We start from the raw sequence: 19,460 nt of genomic DNA on the forward strand, positions 1-19,460 counted from the left end.
GCCTATCAAATACTGCTTGGCCATACCAAGCTGGAGAGCACGGTGCGCGACCTCGGCATCGAAGTCGATGACGCGCTGATACTGTCTGAGCAGACTGAGATATGATTTGGATGCTGCGGTCGAATTGACCGCGGCGTCTCAAGGAGGAGATTTGCTTCCAGGTTTCAAAATGACCAGAAGCAGCCCTCCATGACGCGTATAAGACGTGCCCGGTGGCAAGCAGCTTCAGGACATTTGGGTTCGGGGATGTCGCGGAGATAGATGATTCATGGTCCGTTGAGACGTGCGACGTCGATCTTGAGTATAGACTTCGATTTATTAGCAAGGTAGTGCTTGCCTCAGAGTCTGTTGACAACCTGAGAGGTCGCGAATTCTCGTCTTCTGCAGTAAATATGTCCCTTTAGTCCGATGTCGGCGGTGAGGAATGAGCACTGGTCGCCCCATTCACGACCTTTCATCGGGTGACAGCTTCCCGGCTCCCGATCGGCCTACTCGCTACTCAAGTGCAATTTTAGCACCAGCGCAATTACGGAAGTTCATCAACGACACGCCTAAACTGACTGGGTATTGTACCGGTATGTTGCTGAAAGAAGCGGGTGAAGTTGGCCGGTGCGCTGAAGCCCAAATCGTCAGAGACCACGGCAAGGGCCGTCGCGGGGTCTAGGATCGCTGCGACAGCGGCTTCGACGCGCGCGGCGTTGGCGTAGACGGCGGGGCTCAGCCCCGTGCAGCGGCGGAAAAGCGTGTTGAAGTGCGGCCGCGACAGACCGACCGACCTCGCGACGGCGTCGAGATCGCGGGGTACGGCACCCGATTCCCCCATAAGTTGGAGGGCCCGCCGGATGCGGTGATCGGTCAACAGCGCCACACGCGGGGGCTGCCGATCTCCATAGCGATGCGCCAGGGCGACGATCAGGGCACCGATCCGGTCTTCGAGCGTTGCAGCGTCAGTGTCGTGGCAACTCATGCGCCGTACAAGGTCCTCGCGCGCGCGCCACAGGGTGCCGTCGAGTGGCACGCAGGACCCTTCGAAAAAGCGGCCGGCGCCGCAGGGCCGGAACGCGCGATCGATCCCACCGAGCCAAGCGGGCTCGATGTAGAGGGCGAGGAAGACCGTCCGCTGCAGCCCACCCCGGTGCAGGTAGCGGTGCGGCTCCCAACTGTTGATCAAGATCGCGGTGTCGTCGCGTACGGGTAGCACCTGGCCCGCGACGATAAAATCCTGGTCGGGGCCGCTCGCCTTCAGGATCACGTGGCAATGATGGTGCGCGTGATCAACGAGGGAGGTGTCCATGTCGAGGAGCGCCACCCGGCCGAACGCGCCGCGCAGGATTCCGAGAGCCTGGGTCACGATCCGCGATCGCCTTCCCTGCCGGCCCGGGCCGGCATCACCATAGTTCCGATCGGCGACATTAACCCATGCGCACGCACTCCACCTCGGGTAGCCGCGAGAAAATCATCCGGATTGATAAGTCGGCATCCGGAGTGATCAGGGTTCTGCGCGCCGTCCGCGCCACACTCCACTTCTCGCAAGGAAGTTCCCCGTCCGAGAGGGACAGCGAGACGAGGAGGAAACCAATGACACCCACCTTCCAAAGCCCGGAGCGCGACCGGCGCGAGCAGGAGCGCCAGAGCACTTTTCGCGAACGCTTCGTGGCCGAAACCCCGCCCTGGTACCACGGCGCGATCCACCTCGGCTTCACGCTGCTGATCACCGGCGGCACGGTCCTGTACTGTTGGAACCGGATCGAGGCCGCCTCGGCCTGGGAGTGGCTGCTGGTCGTGCCGATCGTGCTTCTCGGCAATTGGTGCGAGTGGGCCGCGCACCGCTACGTGCTGCACCGCCCGGTGCCCGAGCTCACGATGATCTATAAGCGCCACTGCACAGTGCACCACCAGTTCTTCACGCACCATGACCTTGGCTATAGCGGCCATAAGGAATGGCGGGCCCTGCTGTTTCCGCCCTTCGCCCCGATCGGCTTCGTGCTCGCCGCCCTGCCGCCGGCGCTTCTGGCCGGCTGGCTGATTTCGTCGAATGCCGGGTACATCGTCGTGCTCACGATGGCCGCCTACTACCTGCTCTACGAGGGCCTGCACACGCTCTCACACCTCGACGACACGCGGCATCCCTACCTGCGGCACATCCCCCTGGTGAACACCGTGCGGCGAATGCACTACATTCATCACGTGCTCGGGTTCATGCAGACCCGCAACTTCAACCTGACATTCCCGATCTGCGACGCACTGTTCGGCACCAGCGACCTCGACCGATCCCTCGTCGGGACGCTGTTCAACGGCGCGTCGCACGACCACATGCGGGCCGACATCCGGTCGGCGGATCCGGATCTTTCGGCGACCAGCATCGAGGAGGCCGAGCGGCGTACGCGGGCTCGCCTCGCCTGACGCCCGGGTGCCGGCGGCCTCAGGCCCCGGCTCCCAGCCGCGCGACGAGGTGATCGGCGATCTTCTCGCCGATCATGATGGTCGGCACGTTGGTGTTGGCACTCGGCAAGCTCGGCATCACCGAGGCGTCCGCGACGGAGAGCCCCTCGACGCCGATTACCCGCCCGGTCGGATCGACCACCGCACCCCTGTCGGCAGAATCGCCCATGCGGCAGGTGCCGCTCGCATGCCAAACGCCGAACACCGTCTCGCGCACGAAGTCCCGTAGGGCCGCGTCGTCGGCAGCGATCCGGCCGAGATCGATCCCACCGGACACGGCGCGTAGCATCAGCCGGCGCAAGGGGGCAGGACCGTCGAGGAGCCGGGCCAGCAGGGCGGTGACGCGCCGGTTGCGAGGCGTAACCCGGCTGAGCCGCTTGATTGCAGGCGTGAAGCTCGCCGGGAAGAGCGCCGCGGGATCCGGGTTGAGCTGGGGCGAGACCGCGAGCGCCACGAGGTCGCGCAGGCCCGTCGCCAGCCGTTCGAGATCGCGCGGGTCGGACAGGAGTCCGAGGTCGACGTCCGGACGGCCCGCTGGGTTGGCCGGGTCGAGGCGCAGCCGCCCGACCGAGTATGGCTGGTTCACCCACAGGAAATAGAGGGCGAGGCTCGCCCCGAGCGCGTGCCAGCCGCCGCGGGCGGAGGCGGTGAGGTACATGTCGGAGGGAGTACCGCCCGGCAGGCCGGAGGAGGAGCGCAGGGCGACGAAGCTCGCCCGTCTGTAGCTCAGCGGCAGGCGAAGCCGACGGGGCAGGTATTGTGCGATGGTCAGGGCTGGGTGGTCGCGCAGGTTCTCGCCGACCCCGGGCCGGTCCGCGAGAACGGTCACGCCGCTGGCACGCAGGTGTTCTGCGGGGCCGATCCCGGCGCGCAGGAGCAGGACCGGCGATTGCAGCGCGCCTGCGCAGACCACCACCTCCCGCGCCGCCACGCGCTGCCCGCGTCCGTCCGCTCGGCGCAGCTGCGCGCCGACGGCGCGCCGTCCGTCGAACACCAGGTCGGTGACCTGCATGTGCGCGGCGATGACGAGGTTCTCGCGCGCCCGCGTGCGCGCGTCGAGATAGGCCGCGGCCGAGGAAACCCTGGCGTCCTCCCGGTTGGAGAAGGCCGGCGGGAAGATCCCGTCCTCGAACTCGCCGTTCTGATCGAGGCGCCGCGGCAGGCCGGTCGCGTCGAGGGCCTTCGCGACCGCGTGTGCGAAGGGCGGCCAGGCCGGTTCGAGGATGCGTCGGATCGGCAGGGGACCGTCGCGCCCGTGCAGCGGGCCGTCGCAGTCGAGATCGGTCTCGAGCTTGCGGAAGTAGGGCAGGACGTCGTCCCACCCCCAGCCCCTCGCCCCGGCCGCCGCCCAGGCATCGTAGTCGCGCGGGAGCCCGCGGTTGGCCGCCTGCACGTTGATGCTCGACGAGCCGCCCATCACGCGGCCCTGCTCGTAGGCCCGGCGCCGGATCCGCCCATCGGCCCCGCGGGTGACGGCCGCGTCGAGGCCGGGCCAGATGTAGGTGTCGCCGAAGAACAGCGGCATTGGGTAGCTGTCGAGGATCTCGGCCGGCACCTGTCCGGGGGGCGTGTCACAGCCGGCCTCGACGAGAAGCACCCGCCGCTTCGGATCGGCCGAGAGGCGGTTGGCGAGGACGCAGCCGGCCGAGCCGCCACCGACGACGAGCACGTCGACCTCATGGGGCAAATCGCTCATGCGCGTCAGCCCCCGAGTGCGGCGCGCCAGTCCGCGTCCGGCACGACCACGGCCGCGAGGTCGATCTCGGCCTGGCCCGGCACGCGGATGCGGGTGAACTTCATCGGCGGCGCGTCCAGCGGTGCCGTGGCGTCGAGGCCCATCTTGGCGCCCACACCCTCGCGCGCGGAAGGGTCAAGCTTCGAGCCCTGCGAATGCGCTACCACCACGAGGTCGCGGTCGGCCTGGAAGCGGGTGGCCACTGCCCACTCGACCTCCTTCGGGTCGTGGATGTCCACGTCCATGTCGACGACGACCGCGTGCTTGATGTCGTAATGGGCCGCGAAGGCCCCGAGCAGGACGTTCTTGGCCTCGCCTTCCTGCGTCTTGCGCAGCTTCACGTAGAGGTGGTAGCGGCCGACCCCGCCGAGGGAGAGGTGGACGTCCTCGACACCTGGGAAACTGCGCTTGAGGGTTGCCAGGATCGTGGCCTCGCGGGGGATTGCCCCGAGCAGCAGGTGCTCGAGTCCGCCCCCGACGATCATGTGGAAGAGCGGCCGCTCGCGGTGGGTGACGGCGTCGACCTGCATGACGTGGCGTTTGGCCCGCTCGCCGTAATATTGCGGAAATTCGCCGAACGGTCCTTCCGGCTCGCGCAGCGCCGGCAGGATTCTTCCCTCGATCACGATCTCGGCTTCGGCCGGCACCCGCACGTCGTTCGTGAGGCACTTCACCACGTCGAGGGGAGCGCCCGTGAGCGCGCCCGCGATCTCGAGCTCGTCCTGGCCGAGCGGCACGATCGCCTGGGAGGCGAGCAGGCAGGCGGGATCGACGCCCACGACGAGCGCGACCTCCAGGCCGCGGCCGGCGGCTTCGGCGCGGCGGTAGAAATGATCGGTGTGGCGCGGCAGCACGAGAACGCCGATGCGGTCGGGCCCGTTGATCTGGCAGCGCAGGATGGCGACGTTCTGCGCGTCGGTCTCGGAATCGCGCGAGATCATCAGCCCCGCCGAGATGTAGGGACCTCCATCGTGCTCGTTGAGCGTCGGCACGGGCAGCAGCCGCAGGAGATCGATGTCGGTGCGGTGGACGATGCTCTGGGCTGGTCCGGTCTTGCGCTCGCGCCAGGGCAGCGGCTCCGCACAGGCCTGCTGAACGTGCGCGACGAGGCGGTCCTCCGTCGTCCCGAGCGCTTCGGCCATCCAGGCCCGGCTGGAGACGAGGCCCGAGACGATGATGCCGTCCTGGCCCTCTGGGTGGGGAAATAGGGTGGCGCTGCGCCCGTCGAGTCGGTTCGCCACTGCCGCGGCCTCGTGGCAAAGCCCGATGCCCGAACGTGTCACGCTGAGGCGCCCGCTCTCCCCGAGGCGGGCGAGCCAGTCGCGCAGGGATCGGGCTGGGGCCGGCACGCTCATGTTGTCCTCCCGGTCGCAGCCCGCGCGGGGCGCGCTCGTCCCATCTCGTTAGGCCGCTGCGGCGACGGACTGAAATAAGGATTGCTGATGGAGCCGATCAGGCGGTCTGAATTGCCGTGGCTGCAGGCTTATGCTCCTGTGATACGGCGTGTTTTCGACGGCCGACCGCCGCACCGGAGCGCCGCCGGAAGCCGGGATTCCGCACGTGGATTTGCGCCAGATCTCCTACTTCGTCGCTCTGTTCGAAGAAGGCAGCGTGACGCGCGCGGCGCAGCGGATGAACGTGGTGCAGCCAGCGCTCAGCATGCAGATCGCCAAGCTTGAGCGCGAACTGGACCAGCGGCTCTTCGAGCGGCAACCCAAGGCAATGGTGCCGACCGCCGCAGGCCGGCTGCTGCACCGGCTCGTGCAGCCGATCCTACACGACGTTGCCGAGGCCCGGGCCACGATGGCGCAGCTCTCCCAGAGCGTGTCGGGGCGGGTGACCGCGGGCATCCTGTCGTCGCTCTCGATGAGCGTGGTGCCGAGCGTGCTGGCGCGCTTCGCGGCCACCTACCCGCAGGTGGAGCTGTCTCTGGCGGACGGCTATTCCTCGACCTTCATCGACGGCGTTGGCGACGGCAGCCTCGACCTGGCGGTGATCAACAAGCCCAACCGCCGCCTCGGCCTGATGATGGAACCGCTTCTCGACGAAGAGATGGTGGTGGTTGGCGCGAGCGCGACGCCGCTGCCAATCCCCATGCCGGTGCGCATGCGCGATATCGTCGGACTCGACCTCGTCCTGCCCTCGGCCCGCCACGGCCTGCGCCTGGAGCTCGACCGGAGGGTCGGCGCGGAGGACATCACCCTGAGCCCGCAGATCGAACTCGACCTGCCCTCCGCGATCGCGGATTTCGTCGCGCGCTCGAACCGCTTCACGGTCCTTCCCAGCATCGCGGTGAGCCGGCAGCTCGTGGAGGGCTCGCTCAGGGCCTACCGCATCGTGGCACCCCGGATCACGCGCCAGCTCGTCATCATCCATCACCCGAAATCCCCGCTCACCCCCGCGGCGCGGCGCTTCGTCGAGATCCTGGGCGAGGAGCTGTCGGCCGCCGCCGCCGCCCTCCAGGCCCATATCGTCACGGGTCCCTGATTGCTTGGTGGCGGAACGTTGTTGGGATGCGGCGCCTTGAAGTGGCGGTTGACCCGGTCGAGGGGGCAAGCTGCTGCCCGGGGATCGTGGTGCGGACGGGTCTGCCACGCTCCATCCCCGCCAGGCCCATCTTGCGCATAAGATACCCCACCGTGCATCGCGCGACCACGATCCCTCCCGAGCCAGTTGCCGCGAGACCCCGGATCAAGTCCGGGGCAAGCTCTTTCGCACGCCGTAAACGCGGAAGTTGGCCTCGAACACGCGTTCGATCTCGATCATCAACACGGCGTCGCTGCGAGCACGAACTGGTTGCTTGTCGGGATCGGCACGCCGGGCGGCATGCAGGGAGTAGGTCGACGGGGCGATCGGCAGTACCCTGCAGATCGGCTCGACCCCGTAGACCTCCCGGTGCTCGTCGATGAAGCTGATCATGGCCGCGACCGGCGGTCGAGCTCGGCAAAAGCAAAATACGCCGACGCCTTGCGCAGGATCCCGTTGGCTTGGCGTAGCTCACGGTTTTCCCGTTCCAGCACCTTGATCCGCTCGCGCTCGTCCGTCGTCTGTCCGGGTCGCACGCCCTGATCACGCTCGGACCGGCGCACCCAGTTCCTCAGCGTCTCACCCGGGCAGCCGATCTTGGCGGCAATCGACTGGATTGCCGACCACTGCGACCCGTGCTCGCCCTCATGGTCGCGCACCATCCGCACGGCGCGCTCGCGCACCTCGGGGGAAAACGGGGCTGTTCGCTTCGTCATGGCTCCATCCTCTGAGAAGTTGGAGCTCCCGGGAAACCCGGAGCGGTTCAGCGCCGGAACAGGGTCCGCCGCCTATGACCTCACCCAATCTCTGCAGACCTGGATGCATTGGGCGCGCGACCGACTCCCGATCTTCGTGGTCTTCCCCCGGGCAGGTCGCGGACACGAACAACGCCTGCGAGCGCGACCCGCTGCCGACGTTGATCCGGCTGACATCCCCCCTGCAAACAGCGAAGGCATCGCGCCGCATCTTTGATCACCCAAGTCGCAAAATATGATTGCTACTAACATCGTTATGCATTCTAAATTTGCATGACGGAGCGGTGCCAGTCGGCGGTGCCGCCACGAACAAGGACAAGGATCGATGCGCCCTTCCGCTTACCTCGCCTCGGCCGTCATGACCGTCGCTCTTCTCTTCGCGGCGCCAGCCCGCGCCGCTGACTTGGTCGTCGCCACCGACACCGCGTTCGTGCCGTTCGAGTTCAAACAGGGCGACAAGTATGTCGGCTTTGACATCGACCTATGGGACGCCGTCGCCAAGGATATCGGAGCCACTTACACGCTCCAGCCGATGGACTTCAACGGCATCATCCCGGCGCTGCAGACCAGGCAGGTCGATGTCGGCCTCGCCGGCATCACGATCAAGGATGAGCGGAAGAAGGCCGTCGACTTCTCGGACGGCTACTACGACAGCGGCTTCCTGCTCATGGTGCCGGCGTCGAGCGACATCAAGGGTCCGGCCGACCTGAAGGGAAAGGTCGTCGCGATCAAGACCGGCACCTCGGCGGCCGACTACGCCAAGGCGAATTTCAAGGATGCCGAGCTGCGGCAGTTCCCGAACGTCGACAACGCCTATCTCGAAGTGATGACCGGCAAGGCCGCCGCGGCGATGCACGACACCCCGAACGTTCTCTACTACATCAAGACCAACGGCGGGGGTAAGGTGAAGACCGTCGGCGAGCAGATGATGGCGCAGCAATACGGCATGGCGTTTCCGAAGGGCAGCGCCCTCGTCGCCAAGGTCAACGCGTCGCTTGCCAAGCTGAAGGCGAACGGCACCTACGACGCCATCTACGAGAAGTGGTTCGGGGCCAAGCCCTCGAAGTCCTGATCCGGCCCCCGCACATGCCGCGCGGGCCTGGTAGTTCGCGCGGCCCCCTACGAGAGGGACCGCTTCCATGGAATTCGACTGGTCCGTGATCTGGGCCACCCTGCCGGAGCTGCTCCGCGGAGCCCGGCTCACGATCCTCATCGCGCTCGCAGGCCTTGCCGGCGGCCTCGTGCTCGGCCTGCTCGCCGGCCTGATGCGCGCCTACGGCAATATCGTCCTGAACACGATCGCCCTCGTCTATGTCGAGCTGATCCGCGGTACGCCGATCATCGTGCAGGTGATGTTCATCTACTTCGCCCTGCCGCTGATCCTCGATATCCGCATTAATCCGCTGACCGCGGCGATCACCGCGATCGTGATCAATGCCGGCGCCTACATCGCCGAGATCGTCCGCGGCTCCTTCCTGTCAATCCACCGCGGGCTGCGCGAGGCCGGCCTGGCGCTGGGGCTGCCGTTCTGGAAGGTGCTTGTGTTCGTCGTTGGCCCGCTGGCCTTCCGGCGCATGATCCCGGCGCTCGGCAACCAGTTCATCGTGAGCCTCAAGGACACCTCGCTGTTCATCATCATCGGCGTCGGCGAGCTGACGCGCCAGGGCCAGGAGATCATGGCCTCGAACTTCCGGGCGGTGGAGATCTGGTCGGCGGTCGCGGTCCTCTACCTCGTCATGACCGGGATCCTGACGCTCGCCCTTCGCCTCACCGAGAAGAGGATGCGGATCCTGTGAGCATCGTCGCCTTCCAGCGGGTCACGAAGCGCTTCGGCGCGACCACCATCCTCGAGGGGGTCGACCTCTCGATCGAGCAGGGTGAGAAGGTCGTCCTCATCGGCCCGTCCGGCTCGGGCAAGTCGACGCTCCTGCGCTGCATCAACGCGCTTGAGGCGATCGACGGCGGCGACCTCCTCGTCGACGGCCTCAGCGTGCGCGGCGGCGCCGGCACCGTCCGACTGATCCGCCAGGAAGCCGGCATGGTGTTCCAGCAGTTCGACCTGTTTCCCCAGATGACCGCGCTGCAGAACGTCGCCTTCGGGCCGCGGCGGGTGCGCGGTACCCCGAAGCGCCAGGCCGAGGAGGAGGCCCGCGCGCTGCTGGCCAAGGTCGGCCTGGCGGAGCGGGCGGGGCATTACCCCGGCGAATTGTCCGGCGGCCAGCAGCAGCGCGTCGCGATCGCCCGGGCTCTCGCGGTGCGGCCCAAGCTGATGCTGTTCGACGAGCCGACCTCCGCCCTCGACCCCGAACTGCGCCAGGAGGTGCTGCGGGTGATGCAGGAGCTGGCCGAGGACGGCATGACGATGATCGTCGTCACCCACGAGATGGCCTTCGCCCGCAAGGTCGGCACCCGCCTGATCTTCATGGAAGGCGGCAGGATCACCGTCGACGGGCCACCCGCCGCCCTCCTGGACCAGCCCGACAATCCCCGCCTGCGCGAGTTCCTGCAGCATGTCCACTGACCGCACCGACTCCTTGCGCCTCGTCGAGGCTGCGGGAAGCCCGCACGAGATCGGCCTTCAGCTCGGCCGCTTCGGCGCTGCGGCCGTCCACGGCCACCTCGTCGGCACCCGAGCCTGGGCGGCAATCACAGCGCACCGGCACGACGAGCGGGTCCGGGGCATGGCGGCACAGGTCCGCAGCCGGTTCCCGGCGATCATGGCCGAGATCGAGGGCCTGGCGGAGGGGCTGGAGCTTCCCGTCGACGCGGTCTTCGCCTGGAACTGCCGCGGCGACATCTCGGCCATGGCCCCGGACGGCTGCACGACCGTGCAGGTGCCCGGCCCGCGGATCGTCGTCGCCCACAACGAGGACGGCGATCCGGGCTTCCGGGGCGCCTGCGGCCTGATGCGGGCTCGGCCAGACCAGGGCATCGGCTTCACCGCCTTCGTCTATCCAGGATCGATCCCGGGCCATACCTTCGCGGCGACGGAGGCCGGCCTGGTCCAGACCGTCAACAACATCCGCTCGCGCCGGATGGGGAGCGGCCTGCCCCGGATGGTCCTCACCCGGGCCGTCCTCGACTGCGCGAGCCTCGACGCGGCGGTGGCGCTGGTCGAGGAGGGGCCGCGGGCCGGGGCCTTCCACCTGACGCTGGCTCAAGGAGGCGATCCCCGCCTGCTCGGGGTCGAATTCACCGGCGCGCGCGCCTCGGTGCGGCGGATCTTGGAGCCGGCGCTCCACGCCAACCACCTCATCCATGACGACATGGCGGGCGAGCCGCAGATCATCACCGACTCGTCCGGATCGCGCCAGATCCGGGGCGACGCCCTCGTGGTACAGGGCCAGGCGGCGCGCGATCCCCTCGCGACCTTGCGCGATACCGGCGGCGCGGGCTTGCCGATCCGGCGCGACGACCCGCATGATCCCGACGACGAGAACACGCTCGCGACAGGGGTATTCGTGATCGAGGGCGACCGGGTCGACTGGTCCGTCCACGGCGCGGCCGAGGAGCTGGCGCGGTTCCACGGGTGAGGGGTTAGTCGGCGGCCGTATGAGGAATGAGGACGAGGACGGCGCGGGGGGGAATCGGGAGGATCCGCCCCGCACCATCGAGGCGTTGCGCGCGCTGGCCCTCGATATCGGGCGGGACGAGGCCGCCATCTCGCTCGGGACCAAGGCGCACGGGGTGCTGGCGCGGCTCGTCGGTATGCCGGAGCAGGCGGCGGTGCGCTCGATCACCGAGCTGGCCGCCCTGCTCGACGTCAACGCCTCGACCCTGACCCGGCTCGCCAAGCGCCTCGGCTTCCTGGGCTTCTCCGATTTCCAGAGCGTCTTTCGGGACGCCATCGCGGACGATGCTCGCTACTTCTACAGTCGTCAGGTCGGGCGGCTCCTGAAGGCGGAGGCGGGCCCCGTGGCCGAGATCGCCCCTTTCGCACGCCTCGCCGAGGAGAGTGCGGCCAATGTGCAGGGCTTCCTCGCGGAGCTGGAGCCCGCCGTGCTCGCTGGGGCAGCACAGGCCCTCGCGCGGGCCCGGCGGGTGCGGGTTCACGGCGTCCGGCAGTTCCACGCCCTGGCGAGCTTCCTCGCCTACGGGCTTGGCCTGGTGCGCAGCGACATCGCGCTCCTCGACGCGCCCCGGCTCGGCGTCGCCGAGGCCCTGGCTCAACTCGAACCCGGCGATGTCGTCGTGGTGGCGAGCTGCGCGCCCTACACGCGCAGCGTCGCGCGGGTCGCGGAGGTCGCGGCGGCGGGCGGGCTCGCCGTGATCGCCATCACCGACACTCGGTCCTCGCCCCTGGCGGGGCCAGCGCGGCACGCCTTCTTCATCCCGCACACGAGCAGCTTCTACTCCAACTCGATGGCTGCCTACGTGGTCTTCGCCGAGGGCCTGCTCAACCTCGTCGCCCGTGAACTCGGCGAGGAGGCCGCCACGGCCCTGGCCGAGCGCGAGCGGTGGATTGGCGGGATGAACGTCGAGATGTGAGGTGGCGACGGGTGGCTCGTGTGTCCCTCGGAGGCGGGTTCGGCGACGCCCAACGAAGGTCAGTCGTCGAGATTTGAGCGTATCTGGTGAAGATTGAGAGAATTCGGCCCATCCCACACTGGCGCATCATCTTGATGTGTTGATCCCTCAATGAGGAAATGATCTCGAAGGATGGCTCCAGGGATCGCGAGACTTCTCGAGGAATCCTTCGAGGTCAGCCGATCTCCAATCGGCTAATACCTCAGGACGACGTCGTGGGTGGGATGGAATGCGCATGCGATGCCGAGAAAAGCTGTGGCGTGTCCGAACCGGCGACGGGTTGCACCGGCAGCGGTGACGGGCATCCGTGCCTCCCGCCGCAGCATTCTGCCCGCTTGTGATACAAATATTGCATAAAATCTCATATGCAACGCTCGTTGCATATGGCGCCTCGGAAGGATACACCCAGCCCATGGAACACGGTCCGCTCACCGATCCGATCGTCGAGGCCTTCGAGGGCCTGGGGCCGCAGCTGAAGACGGCGGCGCGTTTCATCCTCGATCAGCCGAACGAGGTCGCCCTGCTCTCGATGCGCGAGCAAGCCAAGCGCGCCGGCGTCCAGCCCCACACCATGACCCGCCTCGCCCAACGCCTCGGCTTCGCCGGCTACGACGACGTCCGGGCGCTCTATGCCGGCGCCGTGCGAGAAGGGGCCCTCGGCTTCTCCGGCCGGGCGGACTTGCAGGTCGCCAACCAGAAGGCGAAGGGCGAGCGTGCCGTGGCACTCGACATCGTCGCGTCCGTCGGCGCACAGGTGCAAAGGCTGGCCGAGCCCGCGGCGCTCGACCGGCTGGTCGCCGCCGCCGACCTCCTCGCCTCGGCCGAGCGGATCTACTGCCTGGGCTTACGCTCGTGCCATCCGGTCGTCGCGCATTTCGCCTACGTGATGTCCTTCCTCGGCGAGCGCGCGGTGCTGCTCGATGCCGGGGCCGGCACCGGTCTCGACCCGATCCGCGCGGCCTCGTCGAAGGATGTCCTGCTCGCGACCTCGGTCGCCCCCTACACCCGGGCCACCATCGAGACTGCCCGCTATGCGAACGAGCGGGGCGTGCCGATCGTGGCGGTGACCGACAGCCCCGTCTCGCCGCTGGCGGGGATGGCCCGGGAGACCGTCATGGTCCCGGCCGACAGCCCGTCCTTCTTCCACACCATCGCCCCGGCCCTGGTGGTCGGGGAGATCCTGGCCGCCCTCGTCGCCGGCCGCGGCGGCGAGGCTTCGCTCGCGGCGATCAAGCGCAGCGAGGCGCAACTCACCGCCTTCGGCATCCACTGGTCACCCCCGACCGCGAGAACGACCTCATGACCCGTATCCTGCACCGACAGATCAACGCCGACCTGCGCGTCGCTTCCGGCGGAAAGGGGGTCGAACTCTTCGATCAGCATGGGCGCGGCTATATCGATGCGTCGGGAGGGGCGGCGGTGTCCTGCCTCGGCCACGGTCATCCCGACGTGATCGCCGCGATGCACGCCCAGGCCGACAAGCTCGCCTACGCCCATACCAGCTTCTTCACCAGCGAGGCCGCCGAGGCCCTGGCCGAGCGCCTGGTCGCCGACGCGCCGGCTGGGCTCGACTACGTCTATTTCGTCTCGGGCGGCTCGGAGGCGGTCGAGGCCGCGCTCAAGATGGCTCGGCAATACTTCGTCGAGATCGGCCAGCCACAGCGGGCGAAGATCATCGCCCGGCGCCAGAGCTACCACGGCAACACCCTCGGCGCATTGGCGGCGGGCGGCAATGCCTGGCGGCGCGCCCAGTTCCAGCCGTTGCTCGCCGAGACCCACCACATCGATCCCTGCTACGCATACCGCTACCAGGAACCCGGCGAGACCGAGGACGCGTACGGCCTGCGCGCCGCCCAGGCGCTCGAGGACAAGATCCTGGAACTCGGCCCCGAGACGGTGATGGCTTTCGTGGCCGAGCCGGTCGTCGGCGCGACGGCCGGCGCCGTCCCGGCCGTGCCGGGCTACCTGAAGCGCATCCGCGAGATCTGCGACCGCTACGGCGTGCTGCTGTTGCTCGACGAGGTGATGTGCGGCATGGGCCGCACCGGGACGCTGCACGCCTGCGAGCAGGACGGCGTCGCCCCCGACCTGATGACGGTGGCCAAGGGGCTCGGCGGCGGCTACCAGCCGATCGGCGCGACCTTCCTGTCGGGGCGGATCTACGAGGCCTTCGCCAAGGGCTCGGGCCTGTTCCAGCATGGGCACACCTATATCTGCCACCCGATGGCCTGCGCTGCGGCGCTCGCCGTACAGGAGGTGATCGCCCGCGACCAGCTGCTCGACAACGTCAAGGCGATGGGTGCCGATCTCGCGCGGCGGCTCGGCGAGCGCTTCGGCAACCACCCGCATGTCGGCGATGTGCGCGGCCGCGGCCTGTTCATGGGGGTCGAGCTGGTCGAGGACCGGGGCACGAAGGCCGCCTTCGATCCGGCCCTGAAGCTCAACGCGCGCATCAAGCGCGAGGCGATGAACCGTGGGCTGGCGGTCTACCCGGCCGGCGGCACCATCGACGGGGTGCGCGGCGACCACATCCTGCTGGCCCCGCCCTTCATCATCGACGCCGCGACCGTGGACACGGTGGTGGAGCGCCTCGGCGAGGCGGTCGACGCCGCCATCGCCCAGGCCGCCTGAAATCGCTCCCCTCGAGGCGTTGGACCAAGACACGCCGCGGACCAAGACACGCCGCCCCCGGGCGGCGTGAGCCAAAGATCCTGACACCAGGATCCGCAGCGGGTCGGCCTTGACCCAACTCTAGGACAATCGACAATGCGAAGCCTGAAGCAAGCGGCTGCGGCCGCAACGATGACGCTTGCCCTGATGATGGGGGCACGCGCAGACGACCTCACCGGCACGCTGAAGAAGATTAAGGACACCGGCACGATCACCCTCGGCTACCGGGAGACCTCAGTGCCGTTCTCCTATCTCGATGCCAACCAAAAGCCGGTCGGGTTCTCGATCGACCTGTGCGGCCAGGTCGTCGAGGCCGTCCGCAAGAAGCTCGGGATGCCCGACCTGAAGGTGGTCTACAACCCGGTCAACTCGGCGACCCGCCTTCCCCTCGTCGCCAACGGCACCGTCGACCTCGAATGCGGCTCGACCGCCAACCAGCTCGCCCGCCAGAAGCAGGTGGCGTTCTCGGTCTCGACCTTCGTGGCGCAGTTCAAGTGGCTCACCCGCAGCGACAGCGGCATCGCCGCCCCGGACGACCTCAAGGGCAAGACCGTCGCCGTCACCTCCGGGACCAACACGTCGCAGTTCCTGAACAAGCTCAACCAGGATGAAGGGCTGAAGCTCTCGATCTCGCAGGGCAAGGACCACGCCGAGAGCTTCCTGCTCGTCGATACCGGGCGCGCCGCGGCGTTCATGGAGGACGACATCCTGCTCGCCGGCCTGAAGGCGAACGCCAAGGATCCGTCCCGGTTCAAGATCCTCGACAAGTCCTACTCGGCAGACCCCTATGCGCTGATGTTCCGCCGCGACGATCTGGCATTCAAGGCGCTGGTCGACGAGACATTGATCGGATTGATGACATCGGGTGAATTCGCCAAGCTCTACGCCAAGTGGTTCGAGTCGCCGATCCCGCCGCGCAATCTCAATATCGACTTCCCGATGTCGGACAAGCTCAAGTATCTGATCAAGTCTCCGTCCGACAAGGCGAATTCCTGATCATGTCTCGCGCCCGGCCGTACTTGGGCGGCCGTGGCGCCCGTCCGGCGGCCGATCTCCGGATGATACGTCGCTCGTGAGGATCCACCGATGATTTGGCAGGCCTACCGTGCGCTCGCACTTGAATTGGCAGCTCAAGAAGCCGCGATGAGACTGATCGTCAACAGCACCGTCGACCTCGAAATTGGCTCGACGTGGATACTGCCGGCGAATCCTTCTGTCTGGTTGGCTCGTTGATGTGGCGTCGTCATCCGACGCTCGCGGAGGCTCGTCATGTCGCTGCAGCCAAGCTCGTCCGCCGCGGTTCCCAGCCAGACCGCGGCCATGGCGAGAGCCGCGTTCCCGCGCGGCAATGCCGACCTGCGGCTGAGGGATGAACTCGGCACCGTGGTCACCGATGCACAGTTCACGGCGTTGGTCTCCGCCCGCGGCCGCCCGGCCGAAGCGCCCCGGCGGCTGGCGCTCGTCACCGTGCTGCAGTTTTCGGAAAACCTCTCGGATCGCCAGCGCGGCCGAGGCGGCGTGCGGCCGCATCGACTGGAAGTAGCTCCTGGGCCCAGACCTCACCGACCCGGGCTTCGACGCCTCGGTCTTGAGCGAGTTCCGCTCCCGCCTCGTGGCCGGCCACGCCGAGTCGCTCCTGCTCGACACGCTCCTGGCCCTGTGCCGCGAGCGCCGGCGCCTGGTGGCGCGCGGCCCCCAGCGCACCGACAGCACGCATGTCCTGGGCGCGGTTCGCAGCCTCACCAGCCTCGGCGGCGTCACCGAGACCCTGCATGCCGCGCTCAATGCCCTCGCGGTCGCGGCTCCCGAGTGGCTGCGTGCCCACGCCGAGAAGGCTTGGAGCGAGCGTTACGCCACACCCTCCGACGATCTGTACGTTCCGCAGGGCGAGGCGGCCCGTCGGGCTCATGCCGAACGGATCGGCCGCGACGGCTACAGGCTCCTGGCGGCCGTGTTCTCGCCCGACGCACCGGCCTGGCTGCACGAGATCCCAGCCGTGATCCTGCTCGGCCGGGTCTGGCTGCAGAACTTCCAGGTCGTCTCGGTCGATGACGAGACTGGCACGAAAGACGACGTGGATCATACAAAGCCGCAGACGATGCAGGTTGTCGCGCCGCTCATCGCGACCAGTCCCTCAAGGAGATCCGGCCCGAAGAATGGTTCCTCGTCGAATGGCCCCAGGACAAGGAACAGCCAGCAAAATATCGGCCGAGCCCCCTTCCCACCGACATGAGCTTTGCAGACCTCGTCGAGACCACGAAACTGCGCTGGCGCATCGAGAGAGATTACCAGGATCCGAAGCAACAGGTGGGCCGCGGTCACTATGAGGGGCGAGGATGGCGGGGCTTCCACCATCACGCTACGCTGTGCATCGCCGCCTACGGCTTCCTGATCACCGAACGCAGCGCTCTTCCCCCCTCAGGACGGCTCAGAGCCCGCAAACGCCCGCAGGTTGCCCTTCCTCCCCGCGGACGACCCCACCCCGCCGCTGCTGCGTCCCCAGCGCCACGTCGCGACCTCGATCGCCACCATGCGATGGCGCCTCGTCGTTGCACTCGCCAACACGCTCAGCCATCGTCCCTGCTGCCTGGCACCGCGCCGCAGACCCAGACCTCCACAGCGCTCGTGACGCAGTAAGACTAACCAGCGGCCCGACTTCCCGCTGATCGCCCGCATCATCCATCCTTATTCGACAGGAAAACACCCCCACCCCTACCATTCCGCCCCGACCCCGCGCGCAAGCCCGGGACGTACACCAAAGAGCGGGGAAGCGGGCATGGACGCGGTGGCACGCCACTGGATCGACGGGGAGGCCTACGGCCGGCCGGAGGCGGACAGCCTCGATCCGGCGAGCGGCGAGCGGGTCGGACACCTCGCGCAGGGTGGCGCCGGGGAGGCCGAAGCGGCCGTCGCCGCCGCGCGGCGGGCCTTCGACCGAGGCATCTGGGCGTCATCGCCTCGGTTGCGGCAAACGGTGCTGCTGCATTGGGCGGCCGCGCTCGAAGCCGACAAGGAGCCCCTCGCCGAACTCCTGACCCGCGACAACGGCAAGCCGCTCGCGCAGGCGCGCGGGGAACTCGCGGGCGCGATTTCCGAGATCCTCTACTACGCGGGCCTCGCCCGCCACATCCCGGGCCACGTGCTGGAACCCGAGCCCGGCGTGCTCTCGACCATGCTGCGCGAGCCGGCCGGCGTCGCCGGCATCATCGTGCCGTGGAACGCGCCCGCGGTGCTGCTCGTCCGCTCGCTCGCTCCGGCGCTGGCCGCGGGCTGCACCGCCGTCGTCAAGCCGGCGGCGCAGACGGCGGTGTTCAACGCGGCCCTGATGGCGCCGCTCCTGGCCGCCCCCGGGCTGCCGCCGGGCGTCGTCAACGTCGTGGTCGAGACCGGGCACGCGTGCGCCCAGCACTTGTCGGCGTCGCACGCCGTCGACGTCCTGAGCTTCACCGGGTCGACGGCGACCGGCAAGGCGATCATGCGGGCCGCCGCCGACAGCATGAAGAAGCTCTCGCTGGAACTCGGGGGAAAATCCGCCTGCCTCGTCTTCCCGGACGCGGAGATCGGCGACGTCGCGCGCAAGCTCGCCGCCGCTGCGACGATCATCTCGGGCCAGCAATGCACCGCCGCGCGGCGCGTCCTCGTCCACCGTGCGGGGCTGCCCGCGATGCGCGACGCCCTGGCCGGTGCCCTGGCCCACCTGCGGGTGGGACCGGGCCTCGAGGCTGGCACGCAGATGGGTCCGCTGATCGACCGGGCGAGCCGCGACGCGGTCGCGGCCCGGATGGAGGCGGCCTGCGCAGCGGCCGACCGGGTGCTGCTGCGGCCCACGATTCCCGACGGCGCGCGGGCGCGCGGCGCCTTCCTCACGCCGGCCCTCGTCGCGCACGACGATCCGCATGCGGACTTCGTGCAGGAGGAGATCTTCGGGCCCTTCGTGGTGCTCGAAGCCTTCGACAGCGAGGCCGAGGCGGTCGCGCGGGCGAACGATACCGTGTTCGGCCTCTCCGCCAGCGTCTGGACCCATGACGGGGCGCGGGCGCTGCGGGTGGCCCGGGCGCTGCGCAACGGCACGGTCTGGATCAACGACCACAACAAGCTGTTCGCCGAAGCCGAAACCGGCGGTTACCGGCAGAGCGGCCTGGGGCGCCTGCACGGCTACGACGCATTTCATGACTTCACGGAATTGAAGCACGTCTATCAGGCGCCGGGCCTCGTCGAGGGTACGGTGCCGTGACGAACCTGCCCCTGGTGGTCGGTATCTCGGGGGCCTCGGGCGTGATCTATGGGATCCGCCTGCTGGAGATCCTGCGCGACCTCGACATTCCGGCACATCTCGTGATGTCGCGTTCGGCCGAGGTGACGCTCGCGCAAGAGACCGACCTCAAGGTCTCGGAGGTGCGCGCACTGGCCGCCCGGACATACGCACAGGCCGATATCGGCGCAGCGATCTCCTCCGGTTCCTTCCGCACCCGCGGCATGATCGTGGCGCCATGCTCGATGCGCAGCATGGCGGAGATCGCAACCGGCGTGACCTCCGGCCTGCTGACCCGGGCCGCGGACGTGGTGCTGAAGGAGCGCCGCCGCCTCGTCCTGATGGTGCGCGAGACGCCCCTGCACACCGGCCACCTGCGCACCATGACGGCCCTATCGGAGATGGGGGCGATCATCGCGCCCCCGGTACCTGCCTTCTACGCGCGGCCCGTGAGCCTCGCCGAGATGATCGACCACACGCTCGGCCGGGTCCTCGACCTCTTCGAGATCGAATCCGGCCGGGTCCGGCGCTGGCGCGACGCCGGGTCCTGAGG

The 19,460-nt window shown here is 68.2% G+C and carries 17 protein-coding genes, 3 pseudogenes and 1 other annotated feature; of the genes and pseudogenes, 15 read left to right on the forward strand and 5 right to left on the reverse strand.

Translation table 11 applies throughout. The features are described 5' to 3' along the window. Nucleotides 1-105: pseudogene (locus tag G4G93_RS35810) on the forward strand (integrase); the annotation flags it as partial. A gap of 421 nt (nucleotides 106-526) precedes the next feature. Here G4G93_RS35810 and G4G93_RS36565 read toward each other — a convergent pair. Then, nucleotides 527-1,351, reverse strand: a complete 825-nt coding sequence (locus G4G93_RS36565) for an AraC family transcriptional regulator (RefSeq protein WP_165083313.1) — start codon at nucleotides 1,349-1,351, stop codon at nucleotides 527-529. Nucleotides 1,352-1,578: 227 nt separating this feature from the next. Between G4G93_RS36565 and G4G93_RS09080 the strand changes: the two genes are divergently transcribed. Continuing rightward, nucleotides 1,579-2,403, forward strand: a complete 825-nt coding sequence (locus tag G4G93_RS09080) for a sterol desaturase family protein (RefSeq protein ID WP_165083315.1) — start codon at nucleotides 1,579-1,581, stop codon at nucleotides 2,401-2,403. A gap of 19 nt (nucleotides 2,404-2,422) precedes the next feature. Here the strand turns inward: G4G93_RS09080 and G4G93_RS09085 are convergent, their stop codons facing one another. Beyond that, entirely contained in the window at nucleotides 2,423-4,138 is a 1,716-nt protein-coding gene (locus G4G93_RS09085; RefSeq protein WP_165083317.1) for a GMC family oxidoreductase, read from the reverse strand. A 5-nt stretch (nucleotides 4,139-4,143) separates the two neighbouring features. After that, nucleotides 4,144-5,532: a UbiD family decarboxylase gene (locus tag G4G93_RS09090; RefSeq protein ID WP_165083319.1), complete on the reverse strand. Its 1,389-nt coding sequence runs from the start codon at nucleotides 5,530-5,532 to the stop codon at nucleotides 4,144-4,146. Between the two features lie 205 nt (nucleotides 5,533-5,737). On the opposite strand from G4G93_RS09090, the gene G4G93_RS09095 reads away from it, so the two are divergent. Next, nucleotides 5,738-6,664, forward strand: a complete 927-nt coding sequence (locus tag G4G93_RS09095; RefSeq protein WP_165083321.1) for a LysR family transcriptional regulator — start codon at nucleotides 5,738-5,740, stop codon at nucleotides 6,662-6,664. Between the two features lie 204 nt (nucleotides 6,665-6,868). On the opposite strand, the gene G4G93_RS36735 is transcribed toward G4G93_RS09095, so the two are convergent. Both G4G93_RS36735 and G4G93_RS36740 read right to left on the reverse strand, forming a co-directional pair. Next, on the reverse strand, nucleotides 6,869-7,096 hold the full coding sequence (locus G4G93_RS36735; RefSeq protein ID WP_395414398.1) for a hypothetical protein: 228 nt from the start codon (nucleotides 7,094-7,096) through the stop codon (nucleotides 6,869-6,871). Next, nucleotides 7,022-7,138: a sequence feature (AL1L pseudoknot), on the reverse strand. Its footprint overlaps the gene before it by 75 nt. Nucleotides 7,139-7,218: 80 nt before the next feature. Next, nucleotides 7,219-7,419: pseudogene (locus tag G4G93_RS36740) on the reverse strand (IS3 family transposase); the annotation flags it as partial. 364 nt (nucleotides 7,420-7,783) lie between these two features. On the opposite strand from G4G93_RS36740, the gene glnH reads away from it, so the two are divergent. The 12 genes and pseudogenes from glnH (at nucleotide 7,784) to G4G93_RS09160 (ending at nucleotide 19,458) form a co-directional block, all read left to right on the forward strand. After that, nucleotides 7,784-8,530 (forward strand): glutamine ABC transporter substrate-binding protein GlnH, encoded by a 747-nt coding sequence (glnH, locus tag G4G93_RS09105; RefSeq protein ID WP_165083323.1) that lies wholly within the window; start codon nucleotides 7,784-7,786, stop codon nucleotides 8,528-8,530. A gap of 67 nt (nucleotides 8,531-8,597) precedes the next feature. Next, the gene (glnP, locus tag G4G93_RS09110; protein WP_165083325.1) at nucleotides 8,598-9,254 is read left to right on the forward strand and encodes a glutamine ABC transporter permease GlnP; all 657 of its coding nucleotides are present in this window, start codon (nucleotides 8,598-8,600) and stop codon (nucleotides 9,252-9,254) included. Beyond that, nucleotides 9,251-9,979, forward strand: coding sequence for a glutamine ABC transporter ATP-binding protein GlnQ (gene glnQ / locus G4G93_RS09115; protein ID WP_165083327.1), 729 nt, complete (start codon nucleotides 9,251-9,253; stop codon nucleotides 9,977-9,979). Before glnP ends, glnQ begins: the two co-directional genes overlap by 4 nt. Then, nucleotides 9,969-10,991, forward strand: a complete 1,023-nt coding sequence (locus G4G93_RS09120; RefSeq protein ID WP_165083329.1) for a C45 family peptidase — start codon at nucleotides 9,969-9,971, stop codon at nucleotides 10,989-10,991. Before glnQ ends, G4G93_RS09120 begins: the two co-directional genes overlap by 11 nt. 19 nt (nucleotides 10,992-11,010) lie before the next feature. Then, nucleotides 11,011-11,946, forward strand: a complete 936-nt coding sequence (locus tag G4G93_RS09125; protein ID WP_165083331.1) for a MurR/RpiR family transcriptional regulator — start codon at nucleotides 11,011-11,013, stop codon at nucleotides 11,944-11,946. Between the two features lie 451 nt (nucleotides 11,947-12,397). Further along, the gene (locus G4G93_RS09130) at nucleotides 12,398-13,288 is read left to right on the forward strand and encodes a MurR/RpiR family transcriptional regulator (protein WP_165083333.1); all 891 of its coding nucleotides are present in this window, start codon (nucleotides 12,398-12,400) and stop codon (nucleotides 13,286-13,288) included. Beyond that, entirely contained in the window at nucleotides 13,285-14,616 is a 1,332-nt protein-coding gene (locus tag G4G93_RS09135) for an aspartate aminotransferase family protein (protein ID WP_165083335.1), read from the forward strand. Before G4G93_RS09130 ends, G4G93_RS09135 begins: the two co-directional genes overlap by 4 nt. A gap of 135 nt (nucleotides 14,617-14,751) precedes the next feature. After that, nucleotides 14,752-15,651 (forward strand): transporter substrate-binding domain-containing protein, encoded by a 900-nt coding sequence (locus tag G4G93_RS09140; protein WP_165083337.1) that lies wholly within the window; start codon nucleotides 14,752-14,754, stop codon nucleotides 15,649-15,651. A gap of 90 nt (nucleotides 15,652-15,741) precedes the next feature. Continuing rightward, the gene (locus G4G93_RS09145; protein WP_165083339.1) at nucleotides 15,742-15,888 is read left to right on the forward strand and encodes a hypothetical protein; all 147 of its coding nucleotides are present in this window, start codon (nucleotides 15,742-15,744) and stop codon (nucleotides 15,886-15,888) included. 879 nt (nucleotides 15,889-16,767) lie between these two features. Then, nucleotides 16,768-17,148: pseudogene (locus G4G93_RS09150) on the forward strand (transposase); the annotation flags it as partial. Nucleotides 17,149-17,431: 283 nt separating this feature from the next. After that, nucleotides 17,432-18,889: an aldehyde dehydrogenase family protein gene (locus G4G93_RS09155; protein WP_165083341.1), complete on the forward strand. Its 1,458-nt coding sequence runs from the start codon at nucleotides 17,432-17,434 to the stop codon at nucleotides 18,887-18,889. Next, entirely contained in the window at nucleotides 18,886-19,458 is a 573-nt protein-coding gene (locus G4G93_RS09160; RefSeq protein ID WP_165083343.1) for a UbiX family flavin prenyltransferase, read from the forward strand. Before G4G93_RS09155 ends, G4G93_RS09160 begins: the two co-directional genes overlap by 4 nt. The last annotated feature ends 2 nt before the right edge of the window (nucleotides 19,459-19,460 follow it).

Origin of the sequence: Methylobacterium sp. DB0501, from assembly GCF_011043735.1 — a bacterium.
Classification (GTDB): Bacteria; Pseudomonadota; Alphaproteobacteria; order Rhizobiales; family Beijerinckiaceae; genus Methylobacterium; species Methylobacterium alsaeris.

Bases quoted from the DNA above. Each gene is read 5' to 3' on its own strand.
- G4G93_RS09080 (WP_165083315.1), top strand. From the start codon at position 1,579: ATGACACCCACCTTCCAAAGCCCGGAGCGCGACCGGCGCGAGCAGGAG.
- G4G93_RS09085 (WP_165083317.1), bottom strand. From the start codon at position 4,138: ATGAGCGATTTGCCCCATGAGGTCGACGTGCTCGTCGTCGGTGGCGGC.
- G4G93_RS09090 (WP_165083319.1), bottom strand. From the start codon at position 5,532: ATGAGCGTGCCGGCCCCAGCCCGATCCCTGCGCGACTGGCTCGCCCGC.
- G4G93_RS36735 (WP_395414398.1), bottom strand. From the start codon at position 7,096: ATGATCAGCTTCATCGACGAGCACCGGGAGGTCTACGGGGTCGAGCCG.
- glnH (WP_165083323.1), top strand. From the start codon at position 7,784: ATGCGCCCTTCCGCTTACCTCGCCTCGGCCGTCATGACCGTCGCTCTT.
- glnP (WP_165083325.1), top strand. From the start codon at position 8,598: ATGGAATTCGACTGGTCCGTGATCTGGGCCACCCTGCCGGAGCTGCTC.
- G4G93_RS09120 (WP_165083329.1), top strand. From the start codon at position 9,969: ATGTCCACTGACCGCACCGACTCCTTGCGCCTCGTCGAGGCTGCGGGA.
- G4G93_RS09125 (WP_165083331.1), top strand. From the start codon at position 11,011: ATGAGGAATGAGGACGAGGACGGCGCGGGGGGGAATCGGGAGGATCCG.
- G4G93_RS09130 (WP_165083333.1), top strand. From the start codon at position 12,398: ATGGAACACGGTCCGCTCACCGATCCGATCGTCGAGGCCTTCGAGGGC.
- G4G93_RS09135 (WP_165083335.1), top strand. From the start codon at position 13,285: ATGACCCGTATCCTGCACCGACAGATCAACGCCGACCTGCGCGTCGCT.
- G4G93_RS09140 (WP_165083337.1), top strand. From the start codon at position 14,752: ATGCGAAGCCTGAAGCAAGCGGCTGCGGCCGCAACGATGACGCTTGCC.
- G4G93_RS09145 (WP_165083339.1), top strand. From the start codon at position 15,742: ATGATTTGGCAGGCCTACCGTGCGCTCGCACTTGAATTGGCAGCTCAA.
- G4G93_RS09155 (WP_165083341.1), top strand. From the start codon at position 17,432: ATGGACGCGGTGGCACGCCACTGGATCGACGGGGAGGCCTACGGCCGG.